This window comes from Nocardia tengchongensis (assembly GCF_054781395.1).
In genome coordinates this window covers 300,357-314,621 of sequence record NZ_BAAGUM010000003.1, presented here as the reverse complement: position 1 = coordinate 314,621, position 14,265 = coordinate 300,357, and the positions used below count along the sequence as shown (strand labels likewise).

At 70.4% G+C, this 14,265-nt stretch carries 16 protein-coding genes; 2 read left to right on the top strand and 14 right to left on the bottom strand.

From position 1 onward, the window contains the following. Nucleotides 1-4: 4 nt before the first annotated feature. The 3 genes from ACYVKL_RS04350 to ACYVKL_RS04340 form a co-directional block, all read right to left on the bottom strand. Complete coding sequence (locus ACYVKL_RS04350; RefSeq protein ID WP_357202475.1) at nt 5-826, bottom strand: inositol monophosphatase family protein; 822 nt, start codon at nt 824-826, stop codon at nt 5-7. A gap of 4 nt (nt 827-830) precedes the next feature. After that, complete coding sequence (gene priA / locus ACYVKL_RS04345) at nt 831-1,562, bottom strand: bifunctional 1-(5-phosphoribosyl)-5-((5-phosphoribosylamino)methylideneamino)imidazole-4-carboxamide isomerase/phosphoribosylanthranilate isomerase PriA (protein WP_213560545.1); 732 nt, start codon at nt 1,560-1,562, stop codon at nt 831-833. 65 nt (nt 1,563-1,627) lie between these two features. Next, entirely contained in the window at nt 1,628-2,080 is a 453-nt protein-coding gene (locus ACYVKL_RS04340; RefSeq protein WP_379170921.1) for a MarR family winged helix-turn-helix transcriptional regulator, read from the bottom strand. Between the two features lie 99 nt (nt 2,081-2,179). Here ACYVKL_RS04340 and ACYVKL_RS04335 point away from each other — a divergent pair, with 99 nt between their 5' ends. Continuing rightward, nucleotides 2,180-2,653 (top strand): nuclear transport factor 2 family protein, encoded by a 474-nt coding sequence (locus ACYVKL_RS04335; RefSeq protein WP_379170923.1) that lies wholly within the window; start codon nt 2,180-2,182, stop codon nt 2,651-2,653. A 59-nt stretch (nt 2,654-2,712) separates the two neighbouring features. On the opposite strand, the gene hisH is transcribed toward ACYVKL_RS04335, so the two are convergent. The 8 genes from hisH to ACYVKL_RS04295 form a co-directional block, all read right to left on the bottom strand. Then, nucleotides 2,713-3,351: an imidazole glycerol phosphate synthase subunit HisH gene (hisH, locus tag ACYVKL_RS04330; RefSeq protein ID WP_379170925.1), complete on the bottom strand. Its 639-nt coding sequence runs from the start codon at nt 3,349-3,351 to the stop codon at nt 2,713-2,715. Next, nucleotides 3,348-3,974 carry an imidazoleglycerol-phosphate dehydratase HisB gene (gene hisB / locus ACYVKL_RS04325; RefSeq protein ID WP_213561026.1) on the bottom strand — a complete coding sequence of 209 codons (627 nt, stop codon included), beginning with the start codon at nt 3,972-3,974 and terminating at the stop codon, nt 3,348-3,350. Before hisB ends, hisH begins: the two co-directional genes overlap by 4 nt. Nucleotides 3,975-3,976: 2 nt before the next feature. Further along, on the bottom strand, nt 3,977-5,098 hold the full coding sequence (locus ACYVKL_RS04320; protein WP_379170927.1) for a histidinol-phosphate transaminase: 1,122 nt from the start codon (nt 5,096-5,098) through the stop codon (nt 3,977-3,979). Continuing rightward, on the bottom strand, nt 5,095-6,432 hold the full coding sequence (gene hisD, locus ACYVKL_RS04315; RefSeq protein ID WP_379170929.1) for a histidinol dehydrogenase: 1,338 nt from the start codon (nt 6,430-6,432) through the stop codon (nt 5,095-5,097). Before hisD ends, ACYVKL_RS04320 begins: the two co-directional genes overlap by 4 nt. Nucleotides 6,433-6,568: 136 nt before the next feature. Further along, complete coding sequence (gene yidC / locus ACYVKL_RS04310) at nt 6,569-7,339, bottom strand: membrane protein insertase YidC (RefSeq protein WP_213560539.1); 771 nt, start codon at nt 7,337-7,339, stop codon at nt 6,569-6,571. A 98-nt stretch (nt 7,340-7,437) separates the two neighbouring features. Further along, on the bottom strand, nt 7,438-7,734 hold the full coding sequence (locus ACYVKL_RS04305; protein ID WP_379170931.1) for a DUF6412 domain-containing protein: 297 nt from the start codon (nt 7,732-7,734) through the stop codon (nt 7,438-7,440). Between the two features lie 232 nt (nt 7,735-7,966). Further along, on the bottom strand, nt 7,967-8,254 hold the full coding sequence (locus tag ACYVKL_RS04300; protein ID WP_379170933.1) for a putative quinol monooxygenase: 288 nt from the start codon (nt 8,252-8,254) through the stop codon (nt 7,967-7,969). 40 nt (nt 8,255-8,294) lie between these two features. After that, on the bottom strand, nt 8,295-9,341 hold the full coding sequence (locus ACYVKL_RS04295; protein ID WP_379170935.1) for an aldo/keto reductase: 1,047 nt from the start codon (nt 9,339-9,341) through the stop codon (nt 8,295-8,297). Nucleotides 9,342-9,487: 146 nt separating this feature from the next. Between ACYVKL_RS04295 and ACYVKL_RS04290 the strand changes: the two genes are divergently transcribed. Next, entirely contained in the window at nt 9,488-10,339 is an 852-nt protein-coding gene (locus ACYVKL_RS04290) for a helix-turn-helix transcriptional regulator (protein ID WP_379170937.1), read from the top strand. A 55-nt stretch (nt 10,340-10,394) separates the two neighbouring features. Here ACYVKL_RS04290 and ACYVKL_RS04285 read toward each other — a convergent pair whose 3' ends face one another. From ACYVKL_RS04285 to ACYVKL_RS04275, 3 genes are all read right to left on the bottom strand, one after another. Further along, entirely contained in the window at nt 10,395-11,981 is a 1,587-nt protein-coding gene (locus ACYVKL_RS04285) for a serine/threonine-protein kinase (RefSeq protein WP_379170940.1), read from the bottom strand. 278 nt (nt 11,982-12,259) lie between these two features. Beyond that, nucleotides 12,260-13,123 (bottom strand): arylamine N-acetyltransferase family protein, encoded by an 864-nt coding sequence (locus ACYVKL_RS04280; RefSeq protein WP_379170943.1) that lies wholly within the window; start codon nt 13,121-13,123, stop codon nt 12,260-12,262. A 100-nt stretch (nt 13,124-13,223) separates the two neighbouring features. Next, entirely contained in the window at nt 13,224-14,168 is a 945-nt protein-coding gene (locus tag ACYVKL_RS04275; protein WP_379170945.1) for an NAD-dependent epimerase/dehydratase family protein, read from the bottom strand. Between the last annotated feature and the right edge of the window lie 97 nt (nt 14,169-14,265).

Sequence of the window (14,265 nt, the reverse complement as noted above, 5' to 3'; positions counted from 1 at the left end):
ATCATCAGTATTGTTCTGCCTCTCCTCGGACCCGATCGGCGGTGTCGGCGATCAGTTCCAGTAGTTCCTCGTGCACGCCGGGCGCGGCGGCCAGCACCGAACCGGACTCGATGGTCCACGGCTGCCCCAGCAGGTCGGTGACCACGCCGCCCGCGGCGCGAACCAGCGCCACGCCGGCCGCGTTGTCCCACGGGTGATGTCCGAACACCACGGCCCCGCCCAGAATTCCGGACGCGGTGTAGGCCAGGTCGATACCGGTCGAGCCGTACATGCGCTGCCGGCCCGAGAGCCGGCTCAGCGCGCCCAGCAGGTTGAAGCGGAAGATGCCCGGAATCCGGCCCGCCCCATCGATATTGAAGCTGCCGAACCCGATCATGGCGGTGGCCAGTTTGGCCGGGGCCAGGCTCGGCAGCGGGGTGCCGTTGAGCAGCAGCGGCCCGCCGTCGACGGCCGCGTAGCGCTGGCCCAGGATCGGCAGCCAGGTCAGGCCGATGACGGGGACGCCGTCGCGCACCAGCGACAGCAGCATCCCGCACATGGGGCTGCCCGCCGAATAGTTGAAGGTGCCGTCGATCGGGTCGAGCACCCACGCGGTGCCCGAGGTCAGCTGTGGCCCGCCGAATTCCTCGCCGTGCACCGGGATTCCGGTGCGCTCGCTCAACCGCTGGGAGATGGTGCGCTCGAGCTCGAGGTCGAGTTCGGTGGCGAAGTCGTTGCGCCCCTTCTCGACCGCGCTCGGCGCCCCGATACCCTCGACGAAACGCGGTGCGGCGGAGTCGAGCACCGCGCAGGCGATGCCGAGCAGTTCGGCGAGTTCGGCGGCCACGGCGCTAGCGGACCGCGGCCAGGGCTTCGGGCAGGGTGAACCGGCCCGCGTAGAGGGCCTTGCCGATGATCGCGCCTTCGACGCCCTCGTCCACCAGCGTCGCGATGGCGGTCAGGTCCTCGAGCACCGAGATGCCGCCCGAGGCGATGACCGGGGCCTCGGCCGCGTTCGCGACCTGGCTCAGCAGCTCCAGGTTCGGCCCGGTCAGCGTGCCGTCCTTGGAGACGTCGGTGACCACGTAGCGCGAGCACCCGTCGCGTTCGAGCCGCTCGAGCACCTCCCACAGGTCGCCGCCGTCGGTGACCCAGCCGCGTCCGCGCAGCCGCCACTCGCCGTCGATGAGCTTCACGTCCAGGCCGACCGCGACCTTGTCGCCGTATTCGCCGATGGCGCGGGCGCACCATTCCGGATTCTCGATGGCCGCGGTCCCGATGTTCACCCGGGCGCAGCCGGTGGCCAGCGCCGCCTTCAGCGACTCGTCGTCGCGGATTCCGCCCGACAGCTCGACCTTCACGTCGAGCTCGCCGATGACCCCGGCGATGATGTCGCGATTGCTGCCCTTGCCGAACGCGGCGTCCAGATCCACCAGATGCACCCATTCGGCACCGGCCTGCTGCCAGGCGAGGGCGGCATCGCGCGGCGAACCATAACTGGTTTCACTGCCCGCCTCCCCCTGAACCAGGCGCACAGCTTCACCATTGGCGACATCGACGGCAGGTAGCAGCACAAGACTCACGCAAGCATCCTAGTGGTTACCGATCATCGCGCCGTCGTCGGCCTCGCCCGCTCGGGGGGACCGGGTCACTGCGGTGCGTGCTGTTCGAGGACCCGATTCAGCAGGAGCACGAAGTTGGCGCGTTCGGCGGTGCTGAAGCCCGGGAGCAGTTCGCGTTGCGCCGCCTCCAGGCGGGTGTCGAGGTCGGCCAGGTGGTCGCGGCCCGCCGGGGTGAGGGTGAGGGTGTTGCGGCGGCGGTCGGCGGGGTCGGGGGCGCGAACCAGCAGGCCGCGATCGGCGAGGTCGTTGACCGCCGCGACGACGTCGCTGCGGTCGATCCCGGTGCGGCGGCCCACTTCGGCCTGGCTCAGCGGGCCGTGTTCGTCGAGGGTCGCCAGCAGGGCGTAGTGGTAGCGGCGGGAACCCGTTGACTCCAGGGCCTTTTCGGTGCAGCGGTTGGCGATGATCGCGACCTGGCCGAGGAGGCGGGTGGGGAGGGCGCGGAGGCGGCCGGAGGCTCCTTCGGGGGCGGCGTCCATGAGGGGAATCTATCAAGACTTGTTGGGGAGACCCACGATCAGTTACATTGGTTGCACCAACGTTGGTTCAACCAACCATTTCGTCGAGAGACTGCCCCCATGAACGCGATCGACATCAGCACCGGGCGAATCCAGGACCTGGCCGACAAATTCGAGATCACCGAGCTGGTCCATCGGCTCGGGCGGGCGCTCGACGAGGGTGATTGGGACGAACTCGCGGCGCTGTACACCCACGACGCCACCGCGCGGACGCCCGGCGGTAAGGCGGTCGGCCGGGCCGCGCTGGTCGGCCAGGCCGGCCGGAACCACTCCCCCGACAGGCAGATTCAGCACATCATCAGCGGCATCATCGTCGAGCTCAACGGTGACACGGCGACGGTGCGCGCCAATCTGCTGTGCGTCTTCGCGTGGGGTCCCACGCAGGACCCCACACTGGGCTCGCAACCCCGGCTCACCCTCGGGGAGGTGTACCGCTTCGCGGCCGTCCGCACCGGCGACGGCTGGCAGTTCTCCAGTGTCGCCTCCTCGCCGGTCTGGTCCGTGGGCACGCGCCCGCGCCCCTCGGCCGCCTGAGCGGGCCTACCCGGAAAACACGAAACCCCCGCTCGCGGCGGGGGTTTCGGTCGTTCGGATCAGATCGAGTCGACCCAGTTGCGCAGCAGCTGCGCTCCGGCGTCACCGGACTTCTCGGGGTGGAACTGGGTGGCCGAGAGCGGGCCGTTCTCGACCGCGGCCAGGAACGGGACGCCGTGTTCGGCCCAGGTCAGTTTCGCGGGGGCGAGGTGGCCGCCGCCGTCGTCGGTCCAGCCCCAGTGCTGGGCGGCGTAGGAGTGCACGAAGTAGAAGCGGGTGTCGGCGTCCATGCCGGAGAACAGGACGCTGTCCGCGGGCGCCTTGACCGTGTTCCAGCCCATGTGCGGGAGGACGGGGGCGTCGAGCCGCTCGACGGTGCCGGGCCATTCGCCGCAGCCGTCGGTCTCGACGCCGAACTCGACGCCGCGTTCGAACAGGATCTGCATGCCGACGCAGATGCCCAGGATCGGGCGGCCGCCCGAGAGGCGCTTGCCGATGATGCGGTCGCCGCGGACGCCGAGCAGACCCGCCATGCAGGCGGCGTAGGCGCCGACGCCGGGGACCACCAGACCGTCCGCGTTCAGCGCGATCTCGGCGTCGGCGGTGATGACGACCTCGGCGCCGGTGCGGGCCAGCGCGCGGCTCGCGGAGTGCAGGTTGCCCGAACCGTAGTCGAGCAGGGCGATCTTCTTGGTCACAGCGAACCCTTGGTGGACGGGACCCCGGACACGCGCGGGTCGTATTCGACCGCCGCGCGCAGCGCCCGGGCGACGGCCTTGAACTCGGCCTCGGTGATGTGGTGCTGGTCGCGGCCGTACAGCACGCGAACGTGCAGGGCGATGCGCGCGTTGAGCGCGATCGACTCGAACACGTGGCGGTTGATGACCGTCGAGTACGACGCGGTCGGCGCGACGCTCGGAATGATGGTGTGCAGCATGTGATCCGGCTCGCCGGTGTGCACGCAGTACGGCCGCCCGGAGACGTCGACGACGGCGTGGGCGAGGGTCTCGTCCATCGGGATGAAGCAGTCGCCGAAGCGGCGGATGCCCTTCTTGTCGCCCAGCGCCTGGCCCAGGGCCTGGCCGATGACGATGGCGGTGTCCTCGACGGTGTGGTGCGCCTCGATCTCGATGTCGCCCTTGGCCTGCACCGTGAGGTCGAAGCTGCCGTGCTGGCCGAACGCGGTCAGCATGTGGTCGTAGAAGGGGACGCCGGTGGAGATGTCGGTCTTGCCGGAGCCGTCCAGGTTGAGCTCCACCACGATGGAGGACTCGCGGGTGGTGCGCTCGACCCGGGCGATGCGGTCGGCGGGACGTTCGATGGTCATCGGGCGATCAGCTCCTCGGACGCCAGTTTCGCGCTGACGCGCAGGAATTCGTCGTTCTCGGCGGCCAGGCCGATGGTGGTGCGCAGGTAGCCGGGGATGCCGACATCGCGGATGAGCACGCCCTCGTCGAGGTAGTGCTGCCAGGCGCGCGCGGCGTCGGCGAAGCGGCCGAACAGCACGAAGTTGGCATCCGACGGGATGACGTCGTAGCCCAGCTCCGCCAGCGCGGCCATGACGCGATCGCGCTGGGCGGCCAATTCGTGGACGCTGCCCAGGGTTTCGTCCGCGTGCCGCAGCGCCGCACGCGCGGCGGCCTGGGTGACCACGGACAGGTGGTAGGGCAGGCGCACCAGCAGCATGGCGTCGATGACCGCGGGCGCGGCCACCAGGTAGCCGAGCCGCCCGCCGGCGAAGGCGAACGCCTTGGACATGGTGCGGCTGACCACCAGCTTGCTCGGGTACTTGTCGATCAGGCTGATCGCGCTGGGCGCGGAGGAGAACTCGCCGTACGCCTCGTCGACCACCACGATGCCGGGCGCGGCGTCGAGGATGCGCTCCAGGTCCGCGATCGGAATGCTGTGCCCGGTCGGGTTGTTGGGGCTGGTCACGAAGACGACGTCGGGGTGCTTCTCCCCCACCACCAGGACCGCGTAGTCGATGTCGAGGGAGAAGTCGCCGTTGCGCTTGGCCTCGATCCACTCGGTGTCGATGCCCTCGGAGATGATCGGGTGCATCGAGTACGAGGGCACGAAACCCAGTGCGCTGCGGCCGGGTCCGCCGAACGCCTGCAGCAACTGCTGCAGGATCTCGTTGGAGCCGTTGGCGGCCCACACGTTGGCCACGTCCACCGCCACGCCGGTCTGGCGGGTCAGGTAGGCGGCCAGGTCGGTGCGCAGGCCCACCGCGTCGCGATCCGGGTACCGGTGCAGGTCGGCGGCCGCCGCGCGCACCGACTCGGCGACGTCGTCGACCAGCGCCTGACTCGGCGGGTGCGGGTTCTCGTTGGTGTTGAGCTGGACGGGCACCGTCAATTGCGGTGCGCCGTAAGGACTCTTGCCGCGCAGGTTGTCCCGCAACGGCAGGTCGTCGAGCGAGATCTCGGAGCCGGGGACGATCACCGCAGTTCTCCGAATCGCGCCTGGACGGCCTGGCCGTGCGCGGGCAGATCCTCGGCATCGGCCAGCGCGACCACGTGGCCCGAGACATCCTTCAGCGCCGCCTCGGAGTACTCGACGACGTGGATGCCGCGCAGGAACGTCTGCACGCTCAAACCCGAAGAGTGCCGGGCGCATCCGGCAGTCGGCAGCACGTGGTTGGACCCGGCGCAGTAGTCGCCCAGCGACACCGGCGACCAGGCGCCGACGAAAATCGCGCCGGCCGACCGCACCCGGGCGGCCACGCCCGCGGCGTCCACGGTCTGGATCTCGAGGTGCTCGGCCGCGTAGGCGTTGACCACACGCAGCCCCTGCTCGATGTCGTCGACCAGCACGGTGCCGGACTGCTTGCCCGACAGTGCTTCCGCGACCCGGTCGTGGTGCTTGACCACGGCCATCTGGGCGGTGAGCGCCGCGTCCACGGCGTCGGCGAGTTCGACGCTGTCGGTGACCAGGACGCTGGCGGCGAGCACGTCGTGCTCGGCCTGCGAGATGAGGTCGGCGGCCACGTGAACCGGGTCGGCGGTGGCGTCGGCGAGGATGGCGATCTCGGTGGGCCCGGCCTCGGCGTCGATGCCGACCAGGCCGCGGCACAGCCGCTTGGCGGCGGTCACGTAGATATTGCCGGGGCCGGTGATCAGGTCGACCGGTTCCAGCTGCGCGCCGTCGGTGTCGATGCCGCCGTAGGACAGCAGCGCCACGGCCTGCGCGCCGCCGACCGCCCACACCTCGGTGACGCCGAGCAGCTGGGCGGCGGCCAGGATGGTCGGGTGCGGCAGGCCACCGAACTGCGCCTGCGGCGGGGAGGCCACGACCAGCGATTCCACACCCGCGGCCTGCGCCGGGACCACGTTCATGACGACCGAGGACGGGTAGACGGCATTGCCGCCCGGCACGTACAGGCCGACCCGCTCGACCGGCACCCAGCGCTCGGTGACGGTGCCGCCGGGCACCACCTGGGTGGTCTTGTCGCTGCGCCGCTGATCGTTGTGGACCTTGCGGGTGCGTTCGATGGCGACCTCGAGGGCCGCGCGCACGGCGGGATCCAGCTCGGCGAGGGCCTTCTCCAGTTCGGCGGCGGGCACCCGCACCGAGGCGGGGGTCACGCCGTCGAACTTGGCGCTGAATTCCAGCGCGGCCGCCACGCCCCGATCGCGGATGGCCTCCACGACCGGTCGCACATGATGCAGCACCGAGTCCACGTCGACGCCTCCACGCGGCAGTGCCGCGCGCAGTTCGGCAGCAGTGGGAGTACGTCCGCGCAGGTCGACGCGGGCGAGCTCGATGCGGCTGGTCATAGCGCTGTGCAGTCCTTGTCTGTGCTGATTCGAGGGGTTCGCGACGCAGCCGAAACCGCTTGCGACCAGCTACCAGCCTATCCGGTCACCGCCACCGCTTATTCCGCGCACCGCCCATGGGCGATCGAGCGCCTCGCTACTTCGCGACCGGGTCCCCACTGAAGCGGGTCGCCACCACGTGTTGCTGGGCAAATGTCCAGGCATTCTGGGTGACGAAGTACAGCAGGATCGCGATCGGCATGACCGGTCCGAACATCAGCACGCCGGCCGGGAACACCCACTGCGAGAGCGTGTTCATGATGCGCGCCTGCGAGCCCGCCGCACCCTCGGCCGGTGCGGGCTGCCGGGCCACCGCGGCGCGGGCGGTGAAGTGGGTGGCGACCGCGGCGATCACCATGAGCGGAATCGCCACCGCGGCAATGGTTCCGAAGGACGACCCGGCGCCGGACAGCGTGGCCGCCAGCGGCGCGCCGAACAGCTTCGCGTCCAGGAAGGACTGGACCTGGCCCGCGCCGAACACGTAGTTCTCGGTATGACCGGCCTGGAAGGACCGCAGCACGTGGTAGAGGCCGATGAACACCAGCGTCTGGCCGATGATCGGCAGGAACCCGGTCAGCACGTTGACCCCGGACTCCTTCTGCAACTCCTGCATGGCCTGGGCCTGCTTCTCGCGGTCTCCCGCGTGTTTGCGCTTGATCTCCTGGATCTGCGGCTGCATCTCGGCCAGCGCACGGGAGAACCGCAGTTGCGCCATGAACGGCTTGATCAGCAGCGCCCGCAAGGTGAGCACCAGGAACACGATGGCCAGCACCCAGGCCAGGCCGCTGGTTGCGCCGAGCACCGACGCGAAGGCGGTGTGCCACAGCCACAGGACGGCGGACACGGGGTAATAGATGAAATCGAGCACGGGAGCACCTCGCTGCGCATGCGCCCGCACACGCGTGCGGGCGAAGGGAATTCGGGATGGCGAAGAACCCGACAGCGAGGCGAATACGGAAGACGCTGTCAGGCCGCGAGGACTCCCGGCGCTCGCGGCCGCGGCCGCCCCGCCGCGTCCGGATTGCTCTGCCGCAGGAACGCGCCCCGTCGCCGTCGTGCCGCCGACTCCGGCGGACCCGCATGCCCGGCGACGACCACCAACGGCCCGCGCGCCGACAGCACCGCTGCCGTCATCGCGACCAGCGCCACCGCGCCGAGCACGATCAGCGAATCAGGATGTGCGGCACCCAGATACAGCACCGCCCACGCGGAGACCACGAGCGCGCACACCAGCAGCGCCGTCGATCGAATCCGCGTGACCATGCGCCCGACACTACCTGCGTTCCCCGCCTCCGGCACCCTGTGTTCTCGGCCACCGCGCCCAACGGGCGGGCACGAGACGCAGGGGCCCATTGTCAGCGCACGATCGTGGCCCGGGGGTGCGGGCGGCGGAGGGGTTCCACGCGGGATCGGGGTCGGAGCAGGCCCGGGCGCCCGCACCCGAACGCGCCCCCGCGGTGGAGATCGCGGGGGCGCGCAGTTCGGCGGCCGAGGTCTATTCGGCGACGAGGCGGCGGATGATCATGGGTTCGGCGACGATGCCTTCCAGGACGCTCGCCACGTGCCGGAAGTGGTCGGTGGTGAAGTGCTTCTCGAGGGCGTCGGCGTCGTGCCACTCCTCGACGACGACCATGTGGGCGGGGTCGTTGGGGTTGGTGAAGGGCTGATACGACAGGCAGCCGGGTTCGGCGAGGGACGGTTCGATCATCGCTTCCAGGGCGGTACGGAGGCGGTCCTCGTGTCCGGCGGCGGCGCGCAGCTCGGCGACGACGTGCAGCGTCATGGTGTTCTCCTCAGGGTTCGGTGTGCGTTGTTCGGCGCGGTCAGTGGGTGATCGGGCCTTCGCCGGCGCCCGTCGTGCGCACGGCGGCGGTGATGGCGTCCAGGTCGGCCGGGGTCAATTCCAGTGTGGCGGCGTCGATCCAGCCGTCGACCTGTTCGGGGGTGCGGGCGCCGACGATGGCGCCGGTGACGCCGGGCCAGGTCAGGGTCCAGGCGATGGCGAGCGCGCCGACAGTGGTGCGGTGGGCCGCGGCGATCGGACGCAGCGCCTCCACCAGGGCGAGGTTGCGATCGAGTTCGGTGGTGAACTCCGGGAAGCCCTTGCGCCAGTCGTCGTCGGGCAGGTTCGCGACGCGTTCGGCGGAGAACGCGCCGGTGAGCAGGCCGGAGTGCTGCGGCTGATAGACGATGCCGCCGGTGTGATGGGCTGCCGCCCAGGCCAATTCGCCCGCCGCGGCACGCTTGATCAGCGAGAACTGGGGCTGGATGGCGTCGACGTGGGCGATGGACTCGGCGAGCTCCAGCTGCCCGATGTCGTGGTTGGACAGGCCGATCGCGCGGACCTTGCCCTCGGTCACCAGGTCGGCCATCGTCTGCCAGTACTCGGCCAGCGGCGTGACCACGGCGTCGGATACGCCGTCCGGGTCCGAGAAGTCCAGGGACGCACCGGTGTCGGGCCAGTGCACCTGGTACAGGTCGATGCGCTCGACGTCGAGCCGCCGCAGCGAGTCCTCGATCTCGCGGCGCACGCTGGCGGCGGCCATCACGCGCCGGGGCGCGGCGGCCCGGTCGTTGTCGTCCCAGACCAGTCCGGCCTTGGTGAAGACGAAGGGCCGGTCGGCGTCGGGCAGTCCGGCGATCGCCTTGCCGACCACTTCCTCGGAGTGGCCGAGCCCGTAGACGGCGGCGGTGTCGATCCAGTTCACGCCCGCCTCGACCGCGCGGCGGATGGTGGCGATGGAACCGGCGTCGTCCTGCGCGCCCCAGGCGTAGCGCCAGCCCGCGCCGCCGATCGCCCAGGCGCCGAATCCGATCCGGCTGAGGTGCATGTCGGTGCTGCCGAGCCGACGGGTGGGAAGGGAGGTCATGGTGTGCTCCTCGGAGTCTGTTTCCGCCGTGATGTGCGGCGCTGAGCACTACATTCGTCCGATCCGCGCGGGGCAAACAGTGCCGCGTCTGCCTGGGCACGGCATGACCAGGATGAAACCCGCGGGCATCGTGGTTGCCTGATGGCATGACCTTGGACCGTCGCGCCGAACTCGGTGAATTCCTGCGCTCCCGCCGCGCTCGGCTCAGCCCGGACGAGGTGGGCCTGCTGTCGCACGGCGCCCGCCGCCGGGTTCCGGGCCTGCGGCGCGAGGAGCTGGCGCTGCTGGCCGGGGTCAGCGTCGATCACTATGTGCGGCTGGAGCAGGGCCGCAGTCTGCAGTTCTCGGAGTCGGTGCTGGACGCGGTGGCGCGGGCGCTGCGGCTGAATCAGGTCGAGCGCGACCATCTCTACCTGCTGGCGCGGCCGTGGTCGGGCGAGGAGCCGCCCGCCGCGCAGGAGGTGCGCCCGGGCCTGCGCCGGCTGCTGGACTCCGCGCACGACGTGCCCGCCTACATCGTGGGCCGCGGGGTCAGCGTGCTGGCGTGGAATCGCCTGGCGGCGGCCCTGATCGGCGATTTCGGCGCGATCGCGCCCGAGCAGCGCGACTTCCTGCACCTGGTCTTCCTCGACGAGGGCGCCAAGGAGCTCTACGAGGACTGGGACGACAAGGCCGCCGACACCGTCGCCTACCTGCGGGTGGATGCCGCCCGCAATCCCGGCGACCCCCGCATCACCGCCCTGATCGACGAGATGAATTCCGCGAGCCCGGAATTCGCCGCACTGTGGGAGCGTCACGAGCTCAAGGACAAGACGCACGGCCGCCACATCTACCGTCACCCGATCGTGGGCCGGTTGGAGCTGGGCTACGAAACCCTGCGGCTCCCGGACGATCCCGATCAGGCGCTGGTGGCCCATCACGTCGAGCCGGACTCCCCCAGCGCCGACGCTCTGCGCCTGCTGGCGACCCTGGCCGCCGACTCGGCCGCGCACCACTGAAAAGCACTGCGCCGCACCGGAATCCCGGTGCGGCGCAGTGCCGAGCGAATGACCGCTACTTGGTGTCGCTGTCGATCAGCAGGGAACCGCCGCTGTCGACCACCCGCAGCGTGACGGCCTTGCTGCCGCCGTTCTTGGTGGTCAGGCTGGCCAGCGAAATGTCCACCGACCCATCGGCATTGTTGCTGTCCCCGCCGCGCGCGCCCTCGATGGTGGAGTAGCGGCTGATCGGGTTGGTGGTCCAGTAGCTCTGGAACGCCGTCGCGCTGCCGTACACCTGCTGCGCGGCCGGGGTGAGCCGGCTCCACGCGTCCTGGTACCGCTGCGAGGTGAGGGCGTCGTAGAACTTGTCCACGGCGTCCGCGCCGTTGCCGACGCTGACCGTGGAGGCGCTCTTGGTCTGGCCCAGGCCCGACGGCGTGCCCTTGACGGAGCTGGCGGACGTCGAGACCTTCACCGAGGTGCTGGTGCCGCCCGCGCCCGGCGCGTCGTTGGACCCGGAGTTGCCGGTCAGGCCGTAGACGACGCCGCCGCCGACCACGACCGCCGCGACCAGCCCGATCCACACCAGCTTCTTCTTGCCGCCCGGCTCCGAATCCGGTTCCGGGGCAGGATGATTGCGGGTCGGCGGACCGCCGTTGAGCAGCGGACGCGGCGGCGGGGTCTCCAGCAGCTGCGCCTGACTCATCGCGCCGGTCGGGATGTCGGCGTTGGCCGACGAGCGGCGTTCCATCTGCCGGGTGTTCGGGCGCGACGCGGTGCGCGGGGCCGTTCCCCCCTGCGGGGTGATCGGGCCCGAGCGGCGGGCGGCGAGCACGCGGGTGGCCTCGGCGTCCGGGCCGACCTCGGCGAATTCGGCCATGATGTCGCGCACGTCGAGCATGCTCGGCCGGTCCTCCGGCTCGAAGCTGAGCAGCGACAGCAGCAGATCGCTGAGCGGTCCGGCATTGCGGGGCTCGCTGATCTGACCGTTGGCCGCGGCGTAGAGCAGTGCCAGCGGATTCGGGTTGGTGCCGTAGGGCGGTTCGCCTTCCAGCGCGTGGAAGAGGGTGGCGCCCAGGGCGAAGACGTCGGCGGCCGGGGTCGGTTCCGCGCCGCGGGCGACCTCGGGGGCGAGGTAGGCGGCGGTGCCGGAGATCAGACCGGTGGCGGTGAGGGTGACGTCGCCCTTGGACTTGGCGATGCCGAAGTCGGTGATCTTCACCGCGCCGTTGTCGCCGAGCAGGATGTTGCCGGGCTTGACGTCACGGTGCACGATGCCGGCGCGGTGCGCGGCGATGAGCGCGGATGCCACCTGTTCGCCGATGCGGGCGCACTGTGGCAAGGGCAGCGTGCCCTGTGCGGACAGCACCACCGCGAGGCTCTGCGACGGGAGGTACTCCATGATCAAGCACGGGTCGCCTTCGTGTTCGGTGATGTCGAACACGACGATGGCGTTGGGGTGCTGGAACCGGGCCGCGTTGCGCGCCTCGCGCGCAGCGCGTTGCTTGACGATGTCCTTGTCCGCATCCGAGAGGCTCGGCTGGGTCAGGATCTGCTTGATCGCGACGGATCGTTCCAGCCGCTGGTCGACGGCTCGCCAGACGACACCTGTGCCGCCGCTACCAATCCGTTCGACCAGGCGGTAATGCCCTGCGATCACTTGGCCGGTTTCGATGGCACTACTCCGAGGTTCTTCGAGATGACTGTGACAGTGCGGTTGCCCGCGCGTTTCCCCGCACGAGTGTAGCGGGCTACGGGCGGATCGCCGACGCCAGCGTGAGATATGGCGGAGATCTCGATGAGATCTGCGCCGCCCGCGGGTGACCCGCAGGTGATCGGATTTGTGTAACCGCTGGTCACAGTGCATACATGACCAGGCATAGACCGATCGGTTTGATGTGTGTTTGCTCCGGCACACCGGCCGAGTTCAGCTACTTTTCATGCCGTCGGCCACTCCGCGCGCACCAATCGCGCCGCGTCCGCCTCCTCGAGCTCGATATCGAAGACCTCCTCGAGGATCTTGGGCAGCTCGGCGACCTCGAGCTCGCGCACCTGCTCCGAACCGTCCGGGTAGCTGGTGGTCCAGGTGGTGCCGTCGAGCTGGTGATGCACCTCGGCGTGGAAGCGCTGCACGAACGGGCGCATGGTGAACGGCGACCGCGCCGAGGTGGACACGAAGTGGTTCCCGACCGCGAAATCGACGCGGTACTGCGGAGTCGTGACGAAGGTGTGCCGATCCACCCAGCCGTCCCGGCCGAACTGGTGCAGCGTCCACAGCTCGCCGCCGAGCGGGTCCGCGCCGAGCTCCAGCCGGAAACGCCATGCGCCCGCACCGAATTCGCCGCGATCTCCGGCGAGTTCGACCGGTTCCAGGGGTCCCCAGCCGAATCCGACGTCGCACAGCCAGATCCGGTCGTCGTCGGCGGCCTTGACGCGCAGCAGGGCGTGGGTGGCCGGGCGCAGATTGGTCGCGCCCCGGGTGACCCGCCCGGACATTGCGGTGAACTCGAAGCCGAGGCGCTCCAGCGCGGCCGCGAACAGGCCGACGTTCTCGTAGCAGTAGCCGCCGCGCCGCCGCCGGATCAGCTTGTCCTGCAGCGTTTCCAGATCGAGGGGGATGCCGCGGCCGAGGATGATCTCGAGATTCTCGAACGGGATCGCGGTCGTGTGGGCGTGGACCAGGGCGCGCAGCGTGGCCAGGGTGGGGGTGCGCTCACCGGTGAATCCGATCCGGGCCAGATAGGCGTCCAGGTCGAGCTCCGCGCCCAGCCAGGTGTAGGTGGGGTCCGCCGGTGTGTTCATCACTGCCTTCCTTCGCGCCCGATTCCCGTCGTTCACTCGTCTCCGAGTTGATCAACGGCGGGGGGTGCGGCTGTGTTCCGGCCCGGGGCCGGACGGCCGGTCAGGCGTCGACCCGCGCGAGCGTGTGCACGCCGTCCCGGTAGCTCGGATACCGCGGCGCCCAGCCCAGTTCCGCCCGCGCCTTGGCATTGGAGGCGCGGATGGAGAAGTCCAGCATCTGGGCGGCGGTCAGCGGCGAGGTGATGCGCATCAGGCGCGGCGGGAGCCGCAGCGGCGGGCGCGCGCCGATCGCCGCGGCCGTGGCCTCGAACGCGGCCTCCCAGCTGGCGGGCTCGTCGTCGACGATGTTGTACGCCTGGCCGGGGCGGCCGCGTTCGAGCGCGGCCACGGTCGCGGCGGCCGCGTCCGCCACGTGCACGAAGCCGGTGTGCCCGGTGGTCGTGCTGGGCAGCGGGAACAGCCGGCGCCGCAGCGCGCGAGTGAAGGCGTCGGATGCTCCGGGCCCGTAGAAGATGCCGTAGCGCAAGGCGATTCCGTCGATGCCGGGCGCGCGCCAGGCGTGCGATTCGGCCTGGTGCAGCGCCCCGATGAGACCGTCGTTGACGTCGCCGGGGATGCGGCCGAACGGGTCCTGCTCGGTCACCGGCCGCGCACCGTGATCGCGCATGCCGTAGCCGAAGATCACCGATTGCGTCAGATACCGCCGCGCCCCGGCGCGCTGGGCCAGTTCCACCAGGTGCTTGCCGCCGGTCTCACGTAAGGCGTTGGTGCGCAGCAGGCCCGGCGAGTGATAGTGGGTGGGCGGGGCGTGCCGGTAGGCGGTGAGTTCATGGATGACCGCGTCGGCGGTCAGTCGCTCGGTGGCGCGCAACAGATCCTTGCGATCCATCACATTGGCGACCAGTGGCGTGGCCCCCAGCGACCGCGCCACCTCGGCGCCGCGACCGTCGCGGGTCAGCGCGTACACCTGGTGCCCGCGGGCGCGCAGCGCCGTCACCAACGGCCGCCCGATCGCCCCTGTCGCTCCCGCCACCACGACTTTCATTGCGCTTCATCCCGTCTCGCCCTGCCGATTTCCGGGCCCGAGCCTAGTGGTTCGCGGCGCGGCGGCACGGATCGACGGGCAGCCGTTCAGCCGCACG